General features: G+C 43.4%; 19 protein-coding genes and 1 riboswitch. Of the genes, 17 read left to right on the top strand and 2 right to left on the bottom strand.

Annotation, left to right across the window (positions count from 1 at the left end):
• The first annotated feature begins 40 nt into the window (after window positions 1-40).
• The 6 genes from I2F76_RS01930 to I2F76_RS01955 all read left to right on the top strand — a co-directional run bounded on the left by I2F76_RS01930 (window position 41) and on the right by I2F76_RS01955 (window position 5,216).
• Window positions 41-592 carry a GNAT family N-acetyltransferase gene (locus I2F76_RS01930; RefSeq protein ID WP_195487118.1) on the top strand — a complete coding sequence of 184 codons (552 nt, stop codon included), beginning with the start codon at window positions 41-43 and terminating at the stop codon, window positions 590-592.
• Window positions 585-1,862, top strand: a complete 1,278-nt coding sequence (spxR, locus tag I2F76_RS01935) for a CBS-HotDog domain-containing transcription factor SpxR (RefSeq protein ID WP_021153022.1) — start codon at window positions 585-587, stop codon at window positions 1,860-1,862. The genes I2F76_RS01930 and spxR overlap by 8 nt, the downstream gene beginning before the upstream one ends.
• Before the next feature lie 20 nt (window positions 1,863-1,882).
• Window positions 1,883-2,743, top strand: a complete 861-nt coding sequence (locus I2F76_RS01940; RefSeq protein ID WP_003015764.1) for a methionyl aminopeptidase — start codon at window positions 1,883-1,885, stop codon at window positions 2,741-2,743.
• 83 nt (window positions 2,744-2,826) lie between these two features.
• On the top strand, window positions 2,827-3,798 hold the full coding sequence (locus I2F76_RS01945) for a YihY/virulence factor BrkB family protein (protein WP_195412030.1): 972 nt from the start codon (window positions 2,827-2,829) through the stop codon (window positions 3,796-3,798).
• A gap of 249 nt (window positions 3,799-4,047) precedes the next feature.
• A complete protein-coding gene (locus tag I2F76_RS01950) occupies window positions 4,048-4,512 on the top strand; it encodes a MarR family winged helix-turn-helix transcriptional regulator (RefSeq protein ID WP_049513898.1) in 465 nt (154 codons plus the stop codon).
• Window positions 4,509-5,216, top strand: a complete 708-nt coding sequence (locus tag I2F76_RS01955; RefSeq protein ID WP_049523405.1) for a B3/4 domain-containing protein — start codon at window positions 4,509-4,511, stop codon at window positions 5,214-5,216. The genes I2F76_RS01950 and I2F76_RS01955 overlap by 4 nt, the downstream gene beginning before the upstream one ends.
• A gap of 25 nt (window positions 5,217-5,241) precedes the next feature.
• Here I2F76_RS01955 and I2F76_RS01960 read toward each other — a convergent pair whose 3' ends face one another.
• Entirely contained in the window at window positions 5,242-5,685 is a 444-nt protein-coding gene (locus I2F76_RS01960) for a GtrA family protein (protein ID WP_195412029.1), read from the bottom strand.
• Window positions 5,686-5,713: 28 nt separating this feature from the next.
• Window positions 5,714-5,820, top strand: a riboswitch (PreQ1 riboswitch).
• On the opposite strand from I2F76_RS01960, the gene I2F76_RS01965 reads away from it, so the two are divergent.
• The 4 genes from I2F76_RS01965 to pulA all read left to right on the top strand — a co-directional run bounded on the left by I2F76_RS01965 (window position 5,818) and on the right by pulA (window position 11,719).
• On the top strand, window positions 5,818-6,327 hold the full coding sequence (locus I2F76_RS01965) for a QueT transporter family protein (RefSeq protein ID WP_003006740.1): 510 nt from the start codon (window positions 5,818-5,820) through the stop codon (window positions 6,325-6,327). It overlaps the preceding riboswitch by 3 nt.
• Window positions 6,328-6,412: 85 nt before the next feature.
• Window positions 6,413-8,371, top strand: coding sequence for an NAD-dependent DNA ligase LigA (gene ligA, locus I2F76_RS01970; RefSeq protein ID WP_195326977.1), 1,959 nt, complete (start codon window positions 6,413-6,415; stop codon window positions 8,369-8,371).
• A 9-nt stretch (window positions 8,372-8,380) separates the two neighbouring features.
• Window positions 8,381-9,343, top strand: coding sequence for a diacylglycerol kinase family lipid kinase (locus tag I2F76_RS01975; protein WP_003014385.1), 963 nt, complete (start codon window positions 8,381-8,383; stop codon window positions 9,341-9,343).
• 78 nt (window positions 9,344-9,421) lie between these two features.
• Complete coding sequence (gene pulA / locus I2F76_RS01980; RefSeq protein ID WP_195487119.1) at window positions 9,422-11,719, top strand: type I pullulanase; 2,298 nt, start codon at window positions 9,422-9,424, stop codon at window positions 11,717-11,719.
• A 54-nt stretch (window positions 11,720-11,773) separates the two neighbouring features.
• Here pulA and I2F76_RS01985 read toward each other — a convergent pair whose 3' ends face one another.
• Window positions 11,774-13,933, bottom strand: coding sequence for an LTA synthase family protein (locus I2F76_RS01985; RefSeq protein ID WP_195487120.1), 2,160 nt, complete (start codon window positions 13,931-13,933; stop codon window positions 11,774-11,776).
• Between the two features lie 230 nt (window positions 13,934-14,163).
• Here I2F76_RS01985 and I2F76_RS01990 point away from each other — a divergent pair, with 230 nt between their 5' ends.
• The 7 genes from I2F76_RS01990 to I2F76_RS02020 all read left to right on the top strand — a co-directional run bounded on the left by I2F76_RS01990 (window position 14,164) and on the right by I2F76_RS02020 (window position 20,833).
• A complete protein-coding gene (locus I2F76_RS01990) occupies window positions 14,164-15,327 on the top strand; it encodes a class I SAM-dependent rRNA methyltransferase (protein ID WP_195487121.1) in 1,164 nt (387 codons plus the stop codon).
• Window positions 15,324-16,001 carry a type I 3-dehydroquinate dehydratase gene (gene aroD, locus I2F76_RS01995; RefSeq protein WP_049504470.1) on the top strand — a complete coding sequence of 226 codons (678 nt, stop codon included), beginning with the start codon at window positions 15,324-15,326 and terminating at the stop codon, window positions 15,999-16,001. Before I2F76_RS01990 ends, aroD begins: the two co-directional genes overlap by 4 nt.
• On the top strand, window positions 15,991-16,863 hold the full coding sequence (aroE, locus tag I2F76_RS02000) for a shikimate dehydrogenase (protein ID WP_195487122.1): 873 nt from the start codon (window positions 15,991-15,993) through the stop codon (window positions 16,861-16,863). The genes aroD and aroE overlap by 11 nt, the downstream gene beginning before the upstream one ends.
• Window positions 16,864-17,024: 161 nt before the next feature.
• Complete coding sequence (gene aroB / locus I2F76_RS02005; protein WP_195487123.1) at window positions 17,025-18,098, top strand: 3-dehydroquinate synthase; 1,074 nt, start codon at window positions 17,025-17,027, stop codon at window positions 18,096-18,098.
• A 6-nt stretch (window positions 18,099-18,104) separates the two neighbouring features.
• Window positions 18,105-19,271, top strand: a complete 1,167-nt coding sequence (aroC, locus tag I2F76_RS02010) for a chorismate synthase (protein WP_195487124.1) — start codon at window positions 18,105-18,107, stop codon at window positions 19,269-19,271.
• A 16-nt stretch (window positions 19,272-19,287) separates the two neighbouring features.
• Window positions 19,288-20,394 carry a prephenate dehydrogenase gene (locus tag I2F76_RS02015; RefSeq protein ID WP_195487125.1) on the top strand — a complete coding sequence of 369 codons (1,107 nt, stop codon included), beginning with the start codon at window positions 19,288-19,290 and terminating at the stop codon, window positions 20,392-20,394.
• 100 nt (window positions 20,395-20,494) lie between these two features.
• On the top strand, window positions 20,495-20,833 hold the full coding sequence (locus I2F76_RS02020) for a YlbF/YmcA family competence regulator (protein ID WP_003014453.1): 339 nt from the start codon (window positions 20,495-20,497) through the stop codon (window positions 20,831-20,833).
• Window positions 20,834-20,897: the final 64 nt, after the last annotated feature.

Genomic DNA, 20,897 nt, shown 5'->3' on the forward strand with positions numbered 1-20,897 from the left:
CTGATAGTGGTGGCTGGATACACGAACAATGGAGTTTGAAATGAATATTTGGACACACTTAGCTGCCTATTCACTAATTGAAACACAAAGGTTGTATTTACGACCTTTTCTCTTTGAGGATGCGGAAGATTTTTATAAGATTGCTTCGAATCCTGAAAATTTACAATTTATCTTCCCTGCACAAGCCGACCTTGCTGAAACTCAATATGTACTAGCCAACTATTTCATGAAAAATCCTTTGGGGGTTTGGGCGATCTGTGATAAGGAAACCAATCAGATGATTGGCTCCATCAAGTTTGAAAAGTTGGATGAAATTAAGGGAGAGGCTGAGTTAGGATACTTTTTACACAAAGATTTTTGGGGAAAGGGCTTGATGACAGAAGCGGTCAAAGAGTTGGTCTATCTATCATTTGAACAATTTCAACTGAAGGAGCTTAAGATTGTCACCCATGTTGAAAATGCAGGGAGTCAAAAGGTTGCTTTGAAGGCTGGTTTTCGTCTCTTTCGTCAATTCAAAGGGAGTGACCGCTATACGCGTAAAATGCGCGATTATTATGATTTCCGCCTAGGTAGAGGGGACTTCTATGAGTAAACACCAAGAGATTTTAGACTATCTCGAAAAATTACCGATTGGAAAACGGGTCAGTGTCCGCAGTATCTCCAATTTTTTGAATGTCAGTGATGGGACGGCCTATCGTGCCATTAAAGAAGCTGAAAATCAAGGAATTGTCGAAACGCGTCCTAGAAGCGGGACCATCCGTGTCAAATCGCAAAAAGCTGTACTAGAGCACCTGACTTATCGGGAAATTTTAGAAATCACCGGTTCTGAAATATTAGCTGGTGAAGAGGGACTCGAAAAAGAATTTAATAAATTTTATATCGGTGCCATGACAGAAAAGCACGTCCTTGACTATGTGTCTGAAGGGGGGCTTTTGATCGTGGGTGACCGCACTAGCATCCAACGATTGGCTCTTAAGCATGACAATGCGGTCTTAGTGACGGGTGGCTTTGAAGTGAGTGAGGATGTGATTGATCTGGCCAATCAGGTACAAATCCCAGTCATCCGAACTTCACACGATACCTATACCGTCGCGACCATGATCAATAAGGCTTTGTCTAACATGCAGATCAAGACGGATATCTTGACAGTCGAGCAGGTCTATCGGCCCTTCCATGAGTACGGCTATCTTTCTGAGACGGATACGGTCCGGGATTATTTAGATTTGGTTCGAAAGAATCGCTTTAGTCGTTTTCCGGTTGTCAATCAGCACCAGATGGTAGTGGGCGTCGTAACCATGAGAGATGCTGGAGATAAGGCGCCTCAGACGACCCTTGATAAGGTGATGTCACGGACCATTTTTACCACTAATTTGTCCACCAGCATTGCGACGATTAGCCAACGGATGATCGCTGAAGATTATGAAATGATTCCTGTTGTTCGTAATAACCAGACCTTGCTGGGGGTTATTACGCGTCGGGATGTCATGGATCGGATTAGCAAGGTGCAGTTTTCGAGCTTACCAACCTTTAGTGAGCAGATTGGCCAAAAGATTCAAACAGAGAACGACCATTACCAATTCACAGTGGAACCAAGTATGCTGGAGAAAAGTGGTGTTTTGGCCAATGGGGTCATGATCGAAGTGCTGATGAAGGTTGTTCGCAAGATGATGCAACACAGTGGGCGTAGCTTGATTGTCGAACAGTTGATCATCAATTTTTTACAGGCTGTGCAGGTGGATGATGTGATCCGCATTGAACCCCAACTTGTTCGGCGAACTAGACGTTCGGCCTTGGTTGATTTTAGCTTGTATTTAGATCTGCAGCTAGTCGCGAAAGCAACCATTACGATTAAGATTAATTAAACAAAAGAAATGAGGAGACAATGATTACATTAAAATCACAACGTGAAATTGAAGCCATGGATCGTGCAGGAGATTTCCTTGCCAGCATTCATATTGGATTACGTGACTTAATCAAGCCAGGGCTTGACCTATGGGAAGTAGAGGAATATGTCCGTCGTCGCTGTAAAGAAGCCAATGTCTTGCCGCTTCAGATCGGTGTAGAAGGCAGTCTCATGGATTATCCTTATGCGACTTGCTGTGGTTTGAATGACGAAGTAGCCCATGCTTTTCCACGTCACGTCATTCTTAAAGATGGTGATCTCCTCAAGGTAGATATGGTCTTGTCTGAACCGCTGGATAAGTCTGTTTTAGATGTTTCAAAATTGGATTTTGATAATGTGGCGCAAGTGAAAAAATATACAGAGTCCTATACCGGTGGTTTAGCTGATTCATGCTGGGCTTATGCTGTTGGAAATGTTTCCCAAGAAGTCAAAGATTTGATGGACGTGACCAAAGAATGTCTCTATAAGGGAATTGAGAAAGCGGTCGTTGGCAATCGCTTGGGGGATATTGGTGCAGCGATTCAAGAGTATGCGGAAAGCAAAGGCTATGGCGTAGTGCGTGATTTGGTCGGACACGGTGTCGGGCCTACCATGCATGAAGAACCAATGGTTCCGCATTATGGTCGTGCTGGACGCGGTCTTCGCTTACGTGAAGGGATGGTCTTGACGATTGAACCAATGATTAATACCGGTACTTGGGAGATTGATACAGATATGGAAACTGGTTGGGCCCATAAGACCCTTGACGGTGGCCTATCTTGTCAATACGAGCATCAATTTGTGATTACAAAAGATGGTCCAGTGATCTTAACTAGTCAAGGTGAAGAAGGAACATACTAAAAAATAGAGAGGAAAGAATGGAGCTGAAGGCAAGTGTCTGGTTTCGCTCTTTGCTCTTTTTTAGTAAAATGGGGAGGTGACGAATGAAAAAGGTCCTACAAAAAGTACTGGAACAGCCATTTATAAAGGGCTTCGTGCGGTTTTATCAGAGTGCAGAGTCTGATATCACCAGCATTGCTGTAGCCTATTATTTGCTGATCTCCATTTTCCCTTTGATGCTGATTGCAGCCAATATTTTACCCTACTTTCATATTCGTCCCACTCAGATTCTTTTAAGCTTACAGAAAGTTTTGCCAGCCTCCTTATATCGAATAGTGGCACAGATGATTTCGAGTGTCTTGACCAAACCTTCGACAGGCTTACTGAGTTTCTCGATTATTTCTGCTTTGTGGATCTTCTCTCAGAGCATTGCCTACCTCCAAAAAGCCTATAACAAGAGTTATGGGGTGGAAAAAGAGCGTGGTATTATCTGGGGGCGACTCTTTAGCTTCCTGATCAGTTTTGCCTTGCAGGGCTTGTTTGGACTCTCGCTGATCCTTTCCATGTTTGGGAAAATGATCGTTCGCTATCTCTATCGGACCTTTTCATTTGATCGGACGATTTATGTGCGCTTACTGAATTTGACAGAGCCGACCATCTATCTCTTGCTTTTTGTCAGTCTGGTCTTGCTCTATTACACCCTTCCAAATGTCAAAATTCCGAAATTTAGATATGTATTGCCAGGGGCGACCTTTGTTGTTGCTGTCCTGTATGCGATCTTGAATATCTTTTGGAAATATGTGGATCGTTATGTGAGTCATTTCTTAGATGCTCGTTTCTTCGGTTCGGTCGTCCTAGCGGTCATCATGTTCTGGTTTATCTTGGTGGCAAAAATCATGATTATTGGTTGTATTTTAAATGCCAGTATCCAATTTGCTAGAGAAGCAAAGTTCCAAACGCGCAGTGGAGAAATTGTCTCTAAGTTAAAATCAGAAGAAGTGGACTTTCGGCATAGAGAAGTTTCACAAAAATTAAAGCGTCGGTTACGCTTGATAAAAAAAGAAAAAACGGAATAAGGGAGAGTGGGACAGAAAACGGTCATTCGTTAAAATTCGATTTCGTCGTCCCACCTCCGCACAGTTGAGTAGGGCTGTAAAAGCTGATGGGATCAGCGTAGTAGAGCCCACTCAACCACTGCGTCTTGCTTCACAATTCAAAAATAATTGAGAGGCTAGAACTTTTGTTCCAGCCTCTTTTTTTATCCATTTTATTGCAAATGCAACAAAAATGTGTTATGCTATTGTCAATAGGAAAGGAGGAGTGAGATGAGTATTTTGCGTGAGATAGGCATCATTGCGCGAGCTCTGGATTCTATAGCAAATATTGAATTTCGAGATTTGGATTTGGCGCGTGGTCAATACCTTTACCTGGTGCGAATTGCGGAGCAACCTGGAATGATTCAGGAAGAACTCTCTGAGCTCTTAAAAGTAGATCGCTCAACTGTTGCCCGATCCGTAAAAAGACTAGAAGAACGAGGAATGATTCAACAGCGCCCAAAGGGTGAAAACCTTAAAACCAAGGAATGGGAATTAACTGAAAAAGGTAAGCAGATTTACCCCTTCATTTTAGGGGAGCATCTTTACTCTGAGACAACTGCCTTAAAAGGATTTTCCAAAGAAGAAGTCGCACAGTTAGAAGAGTATCTGATCCGAGTTCGTGAGAATATCACCTTGGATTGGGAACTAGTCAAAAAAGGTCAAAAAAGAAATTATAGTGAGGTAAAGCAATGAAAGTGACAGTCGATCAAGCATTTTGGGATTTATTTCCAACAGCTAGAATTACAGTGATGTCCTTGTATGGTATTGATAATACAGTAGATGAAGCCAAGGATCCTTATTTCAAAGAATTGTTGGACAAGGGTGCCAAGCGAGCATGGGAATTTATCGATGAAGAAAACTATACCCAGAGTGAGTTCGTTCAAGAGTGGCGCCAAGCTTTTAGCAAGTTTAAAACAAAAAAAGGAGCCCGATCTTCAATAGAGGCACTCTTAAAACGGGTTCATCAGGGACGTGAATTCTATCCGATTAATCCTTTGGTGGATCTTTACAATAGCGTGTCGATGGCTTATGCCCTTCCTTGTGGGGGAGAAGATATGGATAAATTGGTGGGTGGCCTCTCACTAGGACAAGCGAAAGGAGGCGAACCTTTCTTTCCATTAGGAGCTGACGAAGATGCGCCAGCTTTGGAAGGGGAGATCATCTACTACGACCAAGAAGGCGCCGTTTGCCGTTGTTTGAATTGGCGTGAGGCTCAAAGAACCATGCTAACTGAAGATACCAAGGACGCTATTTTGGTCATTGAAGCTATCAATGAAGAGCAGGCTAAACGCGCACAAACAGCTATGCAGGAATTGAAAGATCTAGCCAAGGATTATTTTGGGGTTGAAGGCACCATCTATCAATTAAGTGCAGAGCATGCAAGTATAGAAGTTTAAAAGAATAAAGCTTGAAACAATCGTTTCAAGCCTTGTTTTTGTTTTTAAAGACAAAGAGTTTACTAAAGACGTAATTGAGGACCACAATGGCCACTTGTGCAAAGAGGGTTTCAATCAGATTGATCTGACTTTTGTTATTGTGGACGAATTGCCCGATAATTCCTGGGAACTGCTTGACAAAAATCTCGGTCAAGGCCATATCTAGAATAAAGGTCCCAGAGCGCGCAATTGCAAATCGGATCAAGCGCTGAAACCAGCCCTTTCTTTCTTGTTTAAAGACAATGGTATCGTTGGTCGCAAAGGCAAAGAGGATCCCAGCAATGTTTCCAATTGCGGTCGCTAATCGTTCATCACGAGACACATGATAGATGAAGAGGCGGGTTCCGACGGAAACAATGGTTGTGGCAACCCCAAAAAAGAGATAGGATAAAATTTCATTATCAAAAAATTTTTTAATTAGTATTTTCATAAATTCAGTCTACCATAAAACCTCAAAATATGCTATACTTGAAAGGTTGAAGAAATCAAACCTTCAACCCTTGGTGCTTAAGATCCTTTCGCCAAGCATATTACACGCGGGAAAACCGCTAAAGGAGAATAGATGAAACAGTTAACTGCTCGTGATATGGCACAAATTGCCATTGTTGCTGCGATTTATATCGTATTGACCATTACCCCACCTCTTAACGCTATGGCCTACTATGGCTATCAATTCCGTGTTTCGGAAATGATGAATTTCTTAGCTTTTTACAATAAGAAGTACTTGATTGCGGTGACGCTTGGTTGTATGATTGCTAACTTATTTAGTTTTGGATGGATCGATGTCTTTGTCGGTGGAGGTTCAACCTTTGTCTTCTTAGGACTTGGACTCATTCTATTTGGTCGATTCAAAAACAAGTTCTTGTTTGACGGTCTTATTCGCTTGGACCATTTCTTGTTTGCGATTTTCTTTTCCATCTCCATGTTTACGATTGCCTTGGAACTATACTACCTTCAAGGCCAACCATTCTTCTATAACTGGTTGACTATGGGATTGGGTGAATTCGCATCCTTGATTTTTGGAGCGATTGTGATCAATCAACTTTCTAAACGGATCGATTTTACAAAATAGGAAAAGGGAGCTTTGGCTCCTTTTTTTAATGCTAAGAATGCAGTAAATTCAAGGCTAAATTAAGATTTTATGATAAAATAAGAACATGAAAACCAGAATGAAAGAATTAGTGGAATTACTCAATCGATATGCTTACGAGTATTACACAAAAGACGCTCCATCTGTTTCAGATAGTGAATATGATCAATTATATCGGGAGTTGGTGGAACTAGAAACTGCTCATCCAGATGAGATCTTACCAGAGAGTCCAACTCACCGTGTAGGTGGTGTGGTTTTAAAAGGCTTTACCAAATACCAGCACCAGTATCCCCTTTATAGTTTGCAGGATGCTTTTTCGCGTGAAGAATTAGAAGCCTTTGATCAGCGTGTCCGTAAGGAATTTCCTTCTATCAGCTATGTATGTGAGCTGAAAATCGATGGCTTGTCCATTTCCCTCACCTATGAAAATGGAGTCCTCGTAACGGGGGCGACACGTGGGGATGGTTCTGTCGGTGAGGATATTACAGAGAACCTCAAGCGGGTCAAGGACATTCCTTTGGTGTTACCAGAGCCAGTGAACATTACAGTTCGAGGCGAGTGCTACATGCCACGGGCTTCCTTTGATCGGGTCAATCAGATCCGTCAAGAAAACGGCGAGCCGGAGTTTGCTAATCCGCGGAATGCTGCTGCAGGAACGCTTCGCCAATTGGATACGAAAATCGTGGCCAAGCGAAATCTCGCAACCTTCTTGTATCAAGAAGTGAGTCCAACTGATCAAAGCAGTCAGGAAGGCGTGCTTGAGAAATTAGCCCGCTTAGGCTTTGTCGTGAACCAAGAGCGAGTGCTGGCTGAGGATATGGAGCAAATTTGGGACTTCATCCAAAAAGTAGCTCAGCTTCGAGAGGATCTTCCCTACGATATCGATGGGATCGTCATCAAGGTCAATGACCTAGCTGTTCAAGAAGAACTAGGCTTTACCGTAAAAGCTCCTAAATGGGCTGTCGCCTATAAGTTTCCAGCTGAAGAAAAAGAAGCGAAAATCTTATCGGTGGATTGGACGGTTGGACGGACCGGAGTTGTGACCCCAACTGCCAATCTAACTCCAGTCCAGCTAGCCGGAACCACTGTTAGTCGGGCAACCTTGCACAATGTGGACTATATTGCTGAAAAAGACATTCATCAGGATGATACCGTCATTGTCTACAAGGCGGGTGATATCATTCCAGCGGTCTTGCGTGTCGTCAAAGATAAACGGGTATCTGATCAAGCATTAGCCATTCCAACTCATTGTCCGAGCTGCCAGAGTGAGTTGCTTCATTTTGAGGATGAGGTGGCCCTTCGCTGTATCAATCCGCTCTGTCCAGCACAGATTAAGGAGGGATTGAACCACTTTGCCAGTCGGGATGCTATGAATATTACAGGCTTGGGTCCAGCTGTTGTAGAGAAACTCTTCGCAGCTCAGTTGGTAGAGGATGTAGCTGGGATCTATCGTCTGACAGTCGAGGATCTATTGACCTTGGAAGGCTTTAAAGAAAAATCTGCTGAAAAACTCTATGAAGCCATTCAAGCTTCAAAAGAGAATTCAGCTGAGAAGTTACTCTTTGGTTTGGGGATCCGCCATGTCGGTAGCAAGGTTAGTCAAATCTTGCTTCAAGAATTTCATGACCTCGATCAATTGGCTACAGCTGATCCAGAACGGATTGCCAGCATTGACAGTCTCGGTATGGTCGTGGCTGAAAGCCTTAAGAGTTATTTTGCGCAAGAAGGATCCAAGCGTCTCTTGCAAGAGCTCAAAGAAGCTGGTGTCAATATGGCTTATCTTGGTGAGAAAGTCGCTGCTGATGCGGCCCTATCAGGAATGACAGTCGTTTTGACTGGGAAGCTAGAGCGACTCACGCGTTCAGAAGCCAAGGCAAAATTAGAAAGTCTGGGCGCTAAGGTAACTGGATCGGTTTCCAAAAAAACAGATTTAGTCGTTGCAGGTAGTGACGCTGGTAGCAAGTTAACCAAAGCACAAGAATTAGGAATCCAGGTAGAAGATGAGGCCTGGCTTGAAAGTTTATAGAGGATCTTTATGGTAGAACGAATCAAAAAAGCCCGTTTAATTTATAATCCGACCTCTGGGCAAGAAATTATCAAGAAAAATATTGCAGAAGTCTTAGACGTACTCGAAGACGTGGGCTATGAAACCAGCGCCTATCAAACGACTCCAGAACCATTTTCTGCTCAAAATGAAGCAGAAAGAGCCGCTAAAGCAGGCTTTGATTTAATCATTGCCGCTGGTGGAGATGGTACGATTAACGAAGTGGTCAATGGGGTCGCAGGTCTGGAAAATCGTCCGCAGATGGCCTTTATCCCGACCGGTACCACCAATGACTATGCGCGTGCCTTGAAGATCCCGATGGGTGATCCTGTGGCGGCTGCTCGCATTATCGAAAAGAATCAAACCATTCAGATGGATATTGGTCGTGCCTATGGCAGTAAGTATTTCATCAACATTGCTGCAGCAGGAACCATGACAGAATTGACCTTCAGTGTTCCAAGTAGTGTTAAATCTCGCTTGGGTTACTTTGCCTATGTGGCTGAAGCAGCTAAAATGTTGCCGCGAAACAAGGCTCGAAAGGTACGGATTGAGCACGACAATGGTGTCTTTGAAGGGCCAGCGTCTATGATTTTTGTGGCCTTGACCAACTCAATTGCTGGCTTTGAAAGCGTGGCACCAGACGCTAAGCTCGATGATGGGAACTTTACCTTGATTATCGTAAAAACTGCTAAGCTCTTTAACATGTTGTCCTTGATGATTCAGGCTATTAATGGGGGCAAGCATGTGCACGATGAAAATGTAGAATATCTCAAGACCAAGAAGTTGACGATCGAAATGTTAGGAAAAAATGCCCAACCATTCCGCATCAATCTAGATGGGGAATACGGAGGAGATACGCCAGTTGAATTGGAAGTCTTCCATAATCACTTGGAATTCTTTGCAAATATTGATGAAATCAACAACGATGCTTTGGTTCACACATCTGAAGAATAAAAACAAATAGTTGGAGTCCGTTACGTGTTTTACAAGCGGATGGTTCCTTCGGTATTAAATTGGAAATAGGAAAATGTTATGCGACAATACCATGTAAAGCTTCATTTTCATAAGCAAAAAGGAAATTATTTTGCCTATGATATGTGGCAGTGGCAGGATCAAGTAGAAGGAAAATCAGTCTCTTTCTCCAAGTTGGATTATTTTGGAGTAGAGGGAAATCTGGTATACGAGAGTGAGGATGCATTGAACCGGGGCCATGTCTTGGTCAAAGAAGGGGATTGGCTCACTAAGACCCGTGATTTTGAAATCGAACTTTTACCAGAAGGCTATGTTCGAGAAGTATGGATTCTCGATGGAGACGATACAGTCTATTATTCTTTGCAAGCTGCTTTGACGAGTCATGCCTACAGCCATCGTCAGCCTCATGCCTACGATATGGCAATGCGTCATAGAGAGTTTGATGCTAAATGGGCGTATCAAGGATGGCTCGGTCATCGAGAGGAAGAAGGGGAGCATTGCTTTAAACTGTGGGCTCCTACTGCTAAGAAAGTTGAATTGTTACTTTATCAATCAACCGAGCTGGATGCGCCTATCTGGAAGAGTATACCGATGACACGTGGCAAACAAGAGTCGAGCTACCACCCAGAAAATACCCATGGTGTTTGGATTTTAGATTTTCTAGGTAATTTAAGTGGCATGGCTTATCAATATCGTGTCCATTTTGAACACCATACTCAAGTGACGCGCGATCCTTATAGCATTGCAACGACAGCCGATGGGATGCGCTCAGCCATTCTTTCAAGAGCAGATCGTCAGTTTGATTGGGGTCCTAAAAAAGGAGCCGATGCGACTCCTTGGCGCTTGGACAATCCTTGTCAAGCAGTGATTTATGAGATGCACCTTCGGGATTTGACCAAGTCACCGACATCAGGTGTGGACGAGTCTTTACGTGGAACCTATCTGGGGGCTTGCCAAGAAGGAACCGTCAATAGCCATGGCGATGCAACTGCCTTTGATTATATCCGTCAGTTAGGGGTCAATGTCGTGCAACTGCAGCCGATTTCTGATCGCTTTAAACAGTACGACGATGAAGGCCAGGTGACCTATAATTGGGGCTACGACGTTCAGAATTATTCTGCACCAGAAACTAGCTTTTCAACGGATCCATCCAATCCGAAACAAACCATGAAAGAGCTCAAAACAATGATCCGGGCTTATCATGAGGCAGGAATTTCTGTGGTCTTGGATGTGGTCTACAATCATATCTATTCGACCGAACATGGTCCTTTCCAAAATACAGTACCTGATTATTATTACCGGATGGAGCCAGATGGCCGCTTCCAAAATGGGACAGGTGTTGGGAATGAAACGGCGAGTGAGCATGAAATGTACCGCAAGTACATGATTGATTCCCTCACGCACTGGGTCAAAGAGTACCAGATCGATGGCTTCCGCTTTGATTTGATGGGGATTCACGATGTAAGGACGATGAATGCTATTCGGGAGGCAATGGACGCTCTGGATCCTCGCATTCTTCTTTACGGAGAAGGTTGGGACATGGGAACAGGTCTCGCACCAGAGGACAAGGCTAAGAAAGACAATGCAGCGCAATTGCCACGAATTGGATTTTTCAATGATACGGAGCGTGATGCCATTAAAGGGGCTGAGGTTTATGGTTCCATCAAACGTGGCTTTGTCAGCCGAAAATCGACGGAGAATATCGTTGCCCGTGCTGTTCTAGGTAGTGCAGAGCTTGGCAATTATTTAAGTCCCAATCAGGTCTTGAATTATGTGGAGGCTCATGATAATTATAATCTCTATGACTTGCTTCAGACCCTTCATCCGAATGTAGAAGTAGCAGGATTGGTCAAGCGCTCAGAGTTGGCTACGGCCATGAATCTGCTCTTTCAGGGCATGGCCTTCATGCAATTGGGTCAAGAGTTTATGCGGACCAAATTGGTAGCGACAGGTCCTGATGGAGAAATCACACCTTTGGATCGTGAACGGGCCATGAATTCCTACAATGCTCCAGATTTTGTGAATCAGGTCAACTGGGATCTGGTCAGTCAGAACAAGGAATCAATTGCCTATATCCGAAGCTTGATCGCCTTGAAGACAAGTCTTCCTGTCTTAGGGCTTGAAAGCTATGATAAAATCTACCAACAAGTCTTTATTCAATCTGCAACTGATACCAGTGGCCTTGTCATCTATGAATTAACAGGAGACAAGAAGTACTTGGTCATCTTCAACGCCAGCGGACTTCCTTACTACCTCCAAAATTCAAATAAATTGAAATTGATGGTTGGGAATAGTCGTCATAAACGACCATTCTACGTGGAGAATTTAACAGCTTCTGTTTTTGAAGTCCTAGACTAAGTTCTTTTTAAAGAAATCATAAAATCCCTGAGTTTTTAAACTCAGGGATTCTTTTTATTTAGAAGAACTGCTACTGGTCTCTGTTGAGGAAGAACTATCGTCTTCTGGGTGCAATTCTTTATAAGTTGGTGCTTTGAAGAGATCAACGGTGGACTGGTTGCCACGTTGGTTATAAAGGCTGGTTGATTTGTCACCTTTTTCCTTTTCAATCTTCTTCAATGCCTTGAAGGAATTGGTGTAGGAATAATCTTCTGGATTGACTTTTCCAAGATCATTGCCCTTGAAGAAGCGAAGGAGGTCACCGGTCTGGATGCTATCGCTAATCTTCAATTGAAGGTTAGCAGCTTCCCTGATCTTGTCCAGTTCTTCCTTGGTTTTTTCATCAGGATTAGTGATTTCCTCACCTGTTTTTGTGTAATAGGTCCGGCCACTATAGCTCGTATACTCAGGAGTGACAAAGTAGTTAGCGGAGCGGAAGGCTACGATTTGATCATGTTCTGGTGAGAGCATATCTTGACCAACTTGGAGAAATTTGTTGGACTCAATGCCCAGCAAATGTTCTAAGGTTGGGAGCATATCGATCTCACCACCATAGGTATCAATGATGCCACCCTTATCCATACCTGGAACGACTACCATATAAGGTACGCGTTGCAACATGGCATTGTCATAGCTTGACCACGTTTCAGAGTTCTTACCAAGTAGAGGAGCAAGAGCTGGGTTACGAGAGTTTGAAATTCCGTAGTGGTCCCCATAGAGAACGATGATGGAATTTTTGTAAAGACCAGATTCTTTCAGGTAATCAAAGAAGGCTTTGATCGAAGAATCTAGGTAGTTAGCGGTCGCAAAATAGCCATTGATGGTTTCGTCTTGTGTCTTAGCAAGAGGGAAGCCAAGATCATCTCCTGACAAGCTAGTCGTATAAGGGTAGTGGTTGGAAACCGTAATGAACTTCGTATAGAAAGGCTGTTGCAATCTCTCGAGGTATTTGATGGAATCTTTGAGCATGTATTTGTCATTGAGACCATACTGGAAGGAGTTGCTGCTGTTTTGTTTGGTGAAGTAGCTGGCATCAAAGAAGTAATTGTAGCCCCATTGTTTATAGGCGGTATTTCGATTCCAGAAACTTCCAGCATTCCCGTGGAAAACAGCGCTAGAGTTGTAACCATTTTTCGAAAGAATAAATGGTGCGGCCTGTTGGGTATTGGTTCCACCATAGTTCACCATAAAGGAACCTTGGTTGAGTCCAAAGAGCCCAGTTTCAATCATGGTCTCAGCATCAGACGTTTTCCCTGCCTTGACTTGGTTAAAGACATTCGAAAAGGCAAAGGTTTCCTTCGAATGATAGAGGGAATTTAAGAAAGGCGTCACTTCATATTCTTTATCGTCTACTTTCAACTTGTAATCGATCAAGAATTGTTGGAAACTTTCCAAGTGAATGTAGATGACATTACGGCCTTTGGCCATTCCGAAGTATTCAGGATTAGCTTTGGCATAATGCTGTTGGATATATTCTTCAACCGGTTTTAGATCTGCCTCAGATGCTTTGGAACGCTCTTTGTTTGCAACATAAGTTTGATTAGCGCTGTATCCTAGAAAAGCAGGAAGACCCAAGGCACGAACAACATAGTAGTTTGAGAACCCACGAGTCAGGAGCTCAGGTCGGTCAATTTCTGCGAGGAAAAGGTTGGCCGAAAAGAGCATGGCCGATAAAGAGGTAACCGCAAAACTAGCTCGTTTATTGAAGGGACGATTGTCCATTCGAATCCATTTCTTAAAGAAGAAGAAAGCTAGAATAGGGAAATCTAGAATGTAGATCACATCCCAAGGGCGGAACAATTCTAAAGCAGCAGCTCCGAGGCCAGCAGAAACCTTGCTGGAAGCCAACATGGTATTGACCGTTACGAAGTCTGTAAATTCTCGATAATAGATGGAGTTAGAAATCAACCAAATAAATAAGAGAAGGTAGATCCCAAAGGCCAAACTATAAAAGAGCTTGGTTCGTTTGATATAGAGTGCTAGACCGATGAAGAGCAAACTGATCGGCAGTGGGTTGATCACTGCTAGAAAAATCTGATAGGGTCCTTGAATGTCTAAATTAAAATCAACTGAATAGGCCCACATGGTTTTGAACCAGTAGAGCAACAGAAGGGTCAAGACAAATCCTAGTCTGGTACTCATGAAATTGAGTATCGAATTCGTAATTTTTTTCACAAAATGTTACTTCCTTGTCTTATTTCCTAAAAATTTTCATATACAAGTATACCACAATTTTATGTAGAAAGAAAAAAATGACTGTAAAGGAGAGGAAAGAAATAGGAAAGATCCGGCATTTTATATCATTTGAAGCTAAATGATGAGAACTAGGATAAAATGGTAAAAAAAGTTCCAGTAAATAAAGCCTCTCTTTGTGAAAACTGCAGACTTTTGCTATAATAGAGGGTATGAAAAAACTCACGGTCAGTCGCCAAGTCGCAACAAAAATTAAACAAGGACAATCTCTTCTTGAAAAGCAAGATTTTGACTCACTTCCCGCTTTTGATCAAGCGGTTCAATTGCTTTCAGGAGATGGACAATCCCTCGGGGTCGGATACTTATCTGAACAAAATAAAGGGATTGGATGGTTTGTTTCACAAGAGTTGGTCGCTTTTGATCAAGACTTTTTTAAAAAGCTTTTCATCAAAGCCAAGCAATACCGTCGTTCTTATTATGCGGATGAAACGACGACAGCCTTTCGTCTTTTTAACCAAGAGGGAGATGGTTTTGGTGGCTTCACGGTTGACTTGTATGGTGAGTTTGTTGTCTTTTCTTGGTACAATTCTTTCGTATTTCAGATCAAGGAAACCATTCTAGCAGCCTTTCAAGAAGCTTTTTCAGAAGTCCGAGGTGGCTATGAAAAGATTCGCTTTAAAGGTTTGGACTATGAATCGGCTCATGTCTATGGAGAAAAAGCACCGCAAGAATTTTTGATTCTTGAAAATGGAGTTTCTTACCAAGTCTTTCTTAATGATGGCTTGATGACGGGGATCTTTTTGGATCAACATGAAGTCCGAGGTAGCTTGGTCGATGGCATAGCAGCAGGACAGTCCTTGCTCAATATGTTCTCTTATACGGCGGCCTTTTCTGTTGCTGCGGCAATGGGTGGAGCAGTTGAGACAACTTCGGTCGATCTGGCTAAGAGAAGTAGAGAATTATCAGAAGCGCATTTTGTGGCAAATGGCTTGGCGCTGGATGCTCATCGTTTTGTCGTGATGGATGTCTTTGACTATTACAAATATGCCAAACGCCATGACCTAAGCTATGATGTGATCGTACTCGATCCGCCTAGCTTTGCGCGAAATAAAAAACGGACCTTTTCAGTCGCTAAAGACTATCATCGGTTGGTGAGCGAGGCCCTCGAGATTTTAAATCCAGGTGGGACCTTGATTCTCAGTACCAATGCGGCAAATGTGACCAAAGATAAATTTAAAAAACAAATCGAAAAGGGATTTCAAGGACGTAAGCATCGCTATGTAGCGGAATACGGCCTTCCGGGAGATTTTCGATGGAACAAGAAAGAAGAAAGTAGTAATTACTTAAAAGTATTTACGATTAGGGTGGATGTATGAAGTTAGTTGTTTCGATTATGCCTCGCTCCTTAGAAGAGGCGCAACAACTAGATAGTTCGCGTTATGAGGATGCAGATGTTATTGAGTGGCGTGCGGACTTTTTAGAAAAAAGCGAGATCTTAACCGTCGCTCCTGCAGTTTTTGAGAAATTTGCTGGACGCGAAATTTTATTCACCTTGCGGACTCGAGCTGAAGGTGGAGAGATGGAGCTGACCAACGAGGAATATGTTGGAATCCTGAAAGATATTCAATCCATCTATCATCCGGATTATATCGATTTCGAGTATTATAGTCACCGTGAAGTCTTTGAAGAAATGTTGGAATTTTCAAATCTTGTTCTCAGCTACCACAATTTCCAAGAGACACCGGAAAATATGATGGAGATCTTATCGGAATTGACTAGCTTTTCTCCAAAATTGGTCAAGGTATCGGTTATGGCCCACAATGAACAAGATGTCCTTGACTTGATGAATTATACGCGTGGTTTCAAGACGCTGAATCCTGAGCAAGAATATGTAACGATTTCCATGGGTAAGGTCGGGAAGATTTCGCGCTTGACAGCTGATTTGACAGGCTCTTCTTGGTCTTATGCTAGAGTCGGAGAAGGAAGTGCGCCTGGTCAAATCCCTCTTGAAAATATGCGAAGAATTCGGGAATTATTAAATGAAGATTGATGGCTACACTCGGATAGCAGCAGTCATTGCCCATCCGATTCGTCATAGTATCTCTCCTTTCATCCATAATCTAGCCTATGAATTAACAGCGACCAATGCTGCTTACCTAGCTTGGGATATTGCTGAAGAAGACTTAGAAAGCACCATCAGTCAAATTCGTAAGTTGGATATGATCGGAGCCAATATCTCCATGCCCTATAAGCAGAAGGTCTTTCCTTACTTAGATGAAGTGGATGAGATGGCCCGAAAGATCGGTTCTGTCAATACCATTGTTCACCGTGATGGCAAGCTTAAAGGCTATAATACGGATGGAATTGGTTTCTTTCGTAGTTTACCTCCAGCTTTCTCCATTAAGGGAAAAACAATGGTTCTCTTAGGTGCAGGTGGTGCAGCTTTAGCGATTATTGCGCAGGCCATTCATCTAGGTGTAAAACGAATCCTTGTCTTTGTGAGAGAGGAGAGATTGGTTCATTATCGTTCAATCGTTCAGTTGATTGAAGATGGCTTTGATTTCTTGATAGAATTGTATGCGATTGAGAAAAATGAAGATGTTCAAAACTCTTTTCATCAAGCCGATCTCATCTTAAATGCCACTGGTGTTGGGATGGATAGTGAGTCTCTTCCGATAGCGAGTCACTTGACCTTTCCCCCACATGCCTTAATCGTAGAGATGGCCTACTATCCGGCAGTGACCCCCTTTTTGCAACTAGCAGTGAATCAAGGAAACCAGAGGGTAAATGGGTTGGGAATGCTCTTTTATCAAGCTGAAGCTGCCTTTGAATTAATGACTGGGAAAGTATTTCCTACAGAGTCTGTATGGGAAGCATTGACAACAGAATATCGCCAATTTGTATGTGACTAAGAGAGAGTTTTACCTTTCCCTATTGAAAAGCTTTATGAGATTAGAACAGGAACTGATTTTTTAAAAAACAGTCTTGCTCTAGTCTCTTTTTCATTTTGTTTGAGACATGTGCCCTATTTCATGATAAGATAGAATCAAAGAAAAACGTGAAGGAGATTCCTATGAACGTATCGGTACCTATTCCAGGACATTCCTATGGTATTGTGATTGAAAGAGGTGGTCTTAACCAGGTTGGAGACTGGTTGCGCACTCTTTGGAGCGATAAAAAAGTCGCGATTATTTCCGATAACCGCGTGGCTAAGCTATATGCGTCTATCGTAGAGAAGAGCCTTGAGAAAGCTGGTTTTCAAGTGGTGCGCTTTGAGTTTCTTCAAGGGGAAGCCAGTAAGAATCTAACCACTGTTTCAAAAGTTTATGAATTTCTAGCTACCCAGGGCATGACGCGCAGTGATGGAATCGTTGCTCTTGGGGGTGGCGTAGTTGGTGATTTGGCTGGTTTTGCTGCCTCGACCTATATGCGGGGAATTTCCTTTGTTCAGATCCCGACTAGCTTGACCGCACAGGTAGATTCTTCTATCGGGGGAAAGACGGGGGTCAACACAGCACTTGCTAAAAACATGGTAGGGACCTTTGCTCAACCAGACGGTGTGTTTATTGATCCTGAAGTGTTGAGCACGTTGGGGCAACGTGAATTGATCGAGGGGATGGGCGAAGTCATCAAGTACGGCCTCATCCAAGATACTGAACTCTGGGAAGAATTGGAAGCCATGGATGGTTCTGTCCAGAGTATTTTAGAGCATGCAGAGAGCATCATTTCTCAATCTTGCCTGGTGAAGCGAGACCATGTGGTGGCAGACGAGTTGGACAATGGCATTCGCCTGTATCTCAACTTTGGGCATACTATTGGACATGCTATTGAAGCGACAGCTGGTTATGGGCAGGTTATGCATGGAGAAGCCGTCAGTATGGGCATGGTGCAGCTCTCCCGAGTTGCAGAAGAAAAGGGCTTGATGCCAAAAGGAATCAGCCAACAAATCGAAGAAATGTGCCGGAAATTTGGCCTTCCGGTGACCTATGAGAACTGGGATAAAGAAGCCCTTTATCAAGCCTTGACCCATGACAAAAAAGCGCGTGGGACGAACTTGAAATTAGTAATTGTTCCAGAGTTGGGGCAAGCAGCGATTCATCAAATCCCTCTTCAAGAAATGAAGGACTTTTTAGAAAGAAAGGTATAAGGTCGTATGAGATATTTAACAGCAGGAGAGTCCCATGGACCTCGACTAACAGCCATCATCGAGGGGGTTCCGGCAGGCCTTCCTTTATCTGAAGAGGATATTAATAAAGAGCTCAAACGTCGACAAGGTGGCTATGGTCGTGGTGCTCGGATGAAAATCGAGAGTGACCGTGTTGAGATCACATCAGGGGTCCGTCATGGCTTGACTATAGGAGGTCCGATTACTCTGAATGTGACCAATCTGGATCATCAAAAATGGCTAGAGATCATGAATGTAGCACCGGTCGAAGAGAAAAAGAAAAATCTGCGTAAGATCACCAAGCCACGTCCTGGTCATGCCGATCTAGTCGGAGGGATGAAATACCGTTTCGATGATCTCCGTAATTCCTTAGAGCGTTCTTCTGCACGTGAGACGACCATGCGTGTAGCCGTTGGTGCAGTTGCTAAACGGATTTTAGAAGAGATCGGCCTTGAAGTAGCCAGCCACATTGTGAATTTTGGGGGAATCGAGATTGCAATTCCCGAGAATCTAACCGTTTCAGAAATCAAGGAAAAGGCAGCGAAGTCGGAAGTTTCGATCGTTGTGCCAGAACAAGAAGAAGCAGTTAAGGCCTACATTGACCAAGTAAAAAAAGATGGCGATACCATCGGGGGAATTGTGGAAACCTTGGTTGGTGGTGTGCCTGTTGGACTAGGATCCTATGTGCAATGGGACAAGAAATTGGATGCCAAAATCGCTCAAGGAGTGGTCTCTATCAATGCCTTTAAGGGTGTTGAGTTTGGCCTTGGTTTTGACGCAGGTCGCCTAAAAGGTAGTCAAGTTATGGATGAAATCATCTGGTCTGAAGAAGCTGGCTATACCCGTCGCACCAATAATCTTGGAGGTTTTGAAGGGGGGATGACCAACGGAGAGCCCATTCTGGTTCGTGGCGTCATGAAGCCTATTCCGACCCTCTACAAACCCTTGATGAGTGTGGATATTGAGACCCATGAGCCCTATAAGGCAACGGTTGAGCGCAGCGACCCAACGGCTCTACCAGCTGCAGGAGTGGTAATGGAAGCAGTGGTCGCAACGGTCCTTGCTACAGAAGTGCTTGAAAAATTCTCATCCGATAACTTGGAAGAATTGAAAGAAGCCGTTGCTAAGCACCGGGACTTTACGAAGAATTTTTAAGAGAAAGAGTTTTCCTTTGGAGAAGAAAGTTGTATATATTGCAGGCTTGGGCTTGATTGGTGCTTCACTCGCTCTAGGTATTAAGAGAGCCCACCCAAACGTGACGATTCTTGGTTACAATCGTAGTGAAGCCTCTCGAACCATCGCCCTTGAAAGAGGAATGGTGGATCAGGTGACGGATGATTTCGCAGCCTTTGCCCCTTTAGCAGATATCATTATTTTGGCCCTTCCCATCAAGCAAACCAAGTCTTACTTAGAAACCTTAGCTAGATTGCATTTGAAAGACCGGGTACTAGTGACAGATGCAGGCTCTACCAAGGCAGAAATTGTCGCACAAGCTGAAAAAGTGTTTACAGATAAGGATGTACGCTTTGTGGGAGGACACCCCATGGCTGGTAGTCATAAGACAGGTGCTGCAGCAGCAGATGCAACCTTATTTGAAAATGCCTATTATATTTTTACCCCTTCCAGCTTGACGACAGGGGGTGCCATGGAAGAGTTGAAAGAGCTTCTGAGTGGATTGGGATCTCGATTTATTGAAATCGATGCCGAGGAACACGATCGAGTGACTTCCCAGATCAGCCATTTTCCTCATATTTTAGCCTCAACTCTGGTCGAGCAGGCCGTAGCTTATGGGGAAGAGCATGAAATGACCCGCCGTTTTGCGGCTGGTGGCTTTCGGGATATGACACGGATTGCGGAAAGTGAGCCAGGCATGTGGACTTCTATTCTCTTGTCCAACCCTCAAGCGATATTAGAGCGGATTGCAGATTTCAAAGACCGTTTGGATCAGGTGGCTGAGACCATTCAAGCAGATAACGAAGAGGCCCTTTGGTCCTTTTTCCATGAGGGGCGCAAGCACCGAAAAGAAATGCAGATCCATCAGCGTGCTGGACGCGATAGTGCCTATGATCTCTTTATCGATGTCCCAGATCAGGAAGGTGTGATCCTCGAAATCTTACAACTCTTACAAGGGATTTCCTTGGTCAATATTCACATCAATGAAGAGAATCGGGAAGATATCCACGGGATTTTGCAGCTGACCTTTAAAAATGCAGAGGATCAAGAGCGGGCTCAAACATTGATCAGCCAGGCGATGTCTTATACCGTCCTTGCTCGCTAGGTCTACAGAAGGATTTGCATCAAAAGGCCTGCTTCATTTTAGGAATATTGAAGGAAAAACAGTATAATAGAAGTATCTTATCAGTAAAGGAGCCTAGAAAATGGCAAATATTTATGATGTAGCAAATGAACTCTCTCGGACCCTTCGAGATCTTCCTGAATACAAGGCTGTCGTAGAAAGCAAACAAGCGATCGAAGCAAATCCAGAAGCGAAAACACTGTTTGACGAATACGTCGCTTTCCAAAATCAACTGCAAGGCTTGATGCAATCTGGTCAACTTCCAACAGAAGCTGTGCAACAAGAAATGAAGGACTACATGGAAAAAATCCAAGCAAGTCCGATTGTGAATGAATTTTTCACTAAACAACAGCAATTGTCTATTTATCTTGCAGATCTTGAAAAGATCATCTTTGAGCCAATTCAAGATTTATACAAATAGAAATTTCTACCAGAGTTGTCATTTCGACTCTGGTATTTTCGTTCGCCACTAGAGGAAAACAAGC

Source organism: Streptococcus parasanguinis (genome assembly GCF_015557775.1).
Classification (GTDB): Bacteria; Bacillota; Bacilli; order Lactobacillales; family Streptococcaceae; genus Streptococcus; species Streptococcus parasanguinis_AA.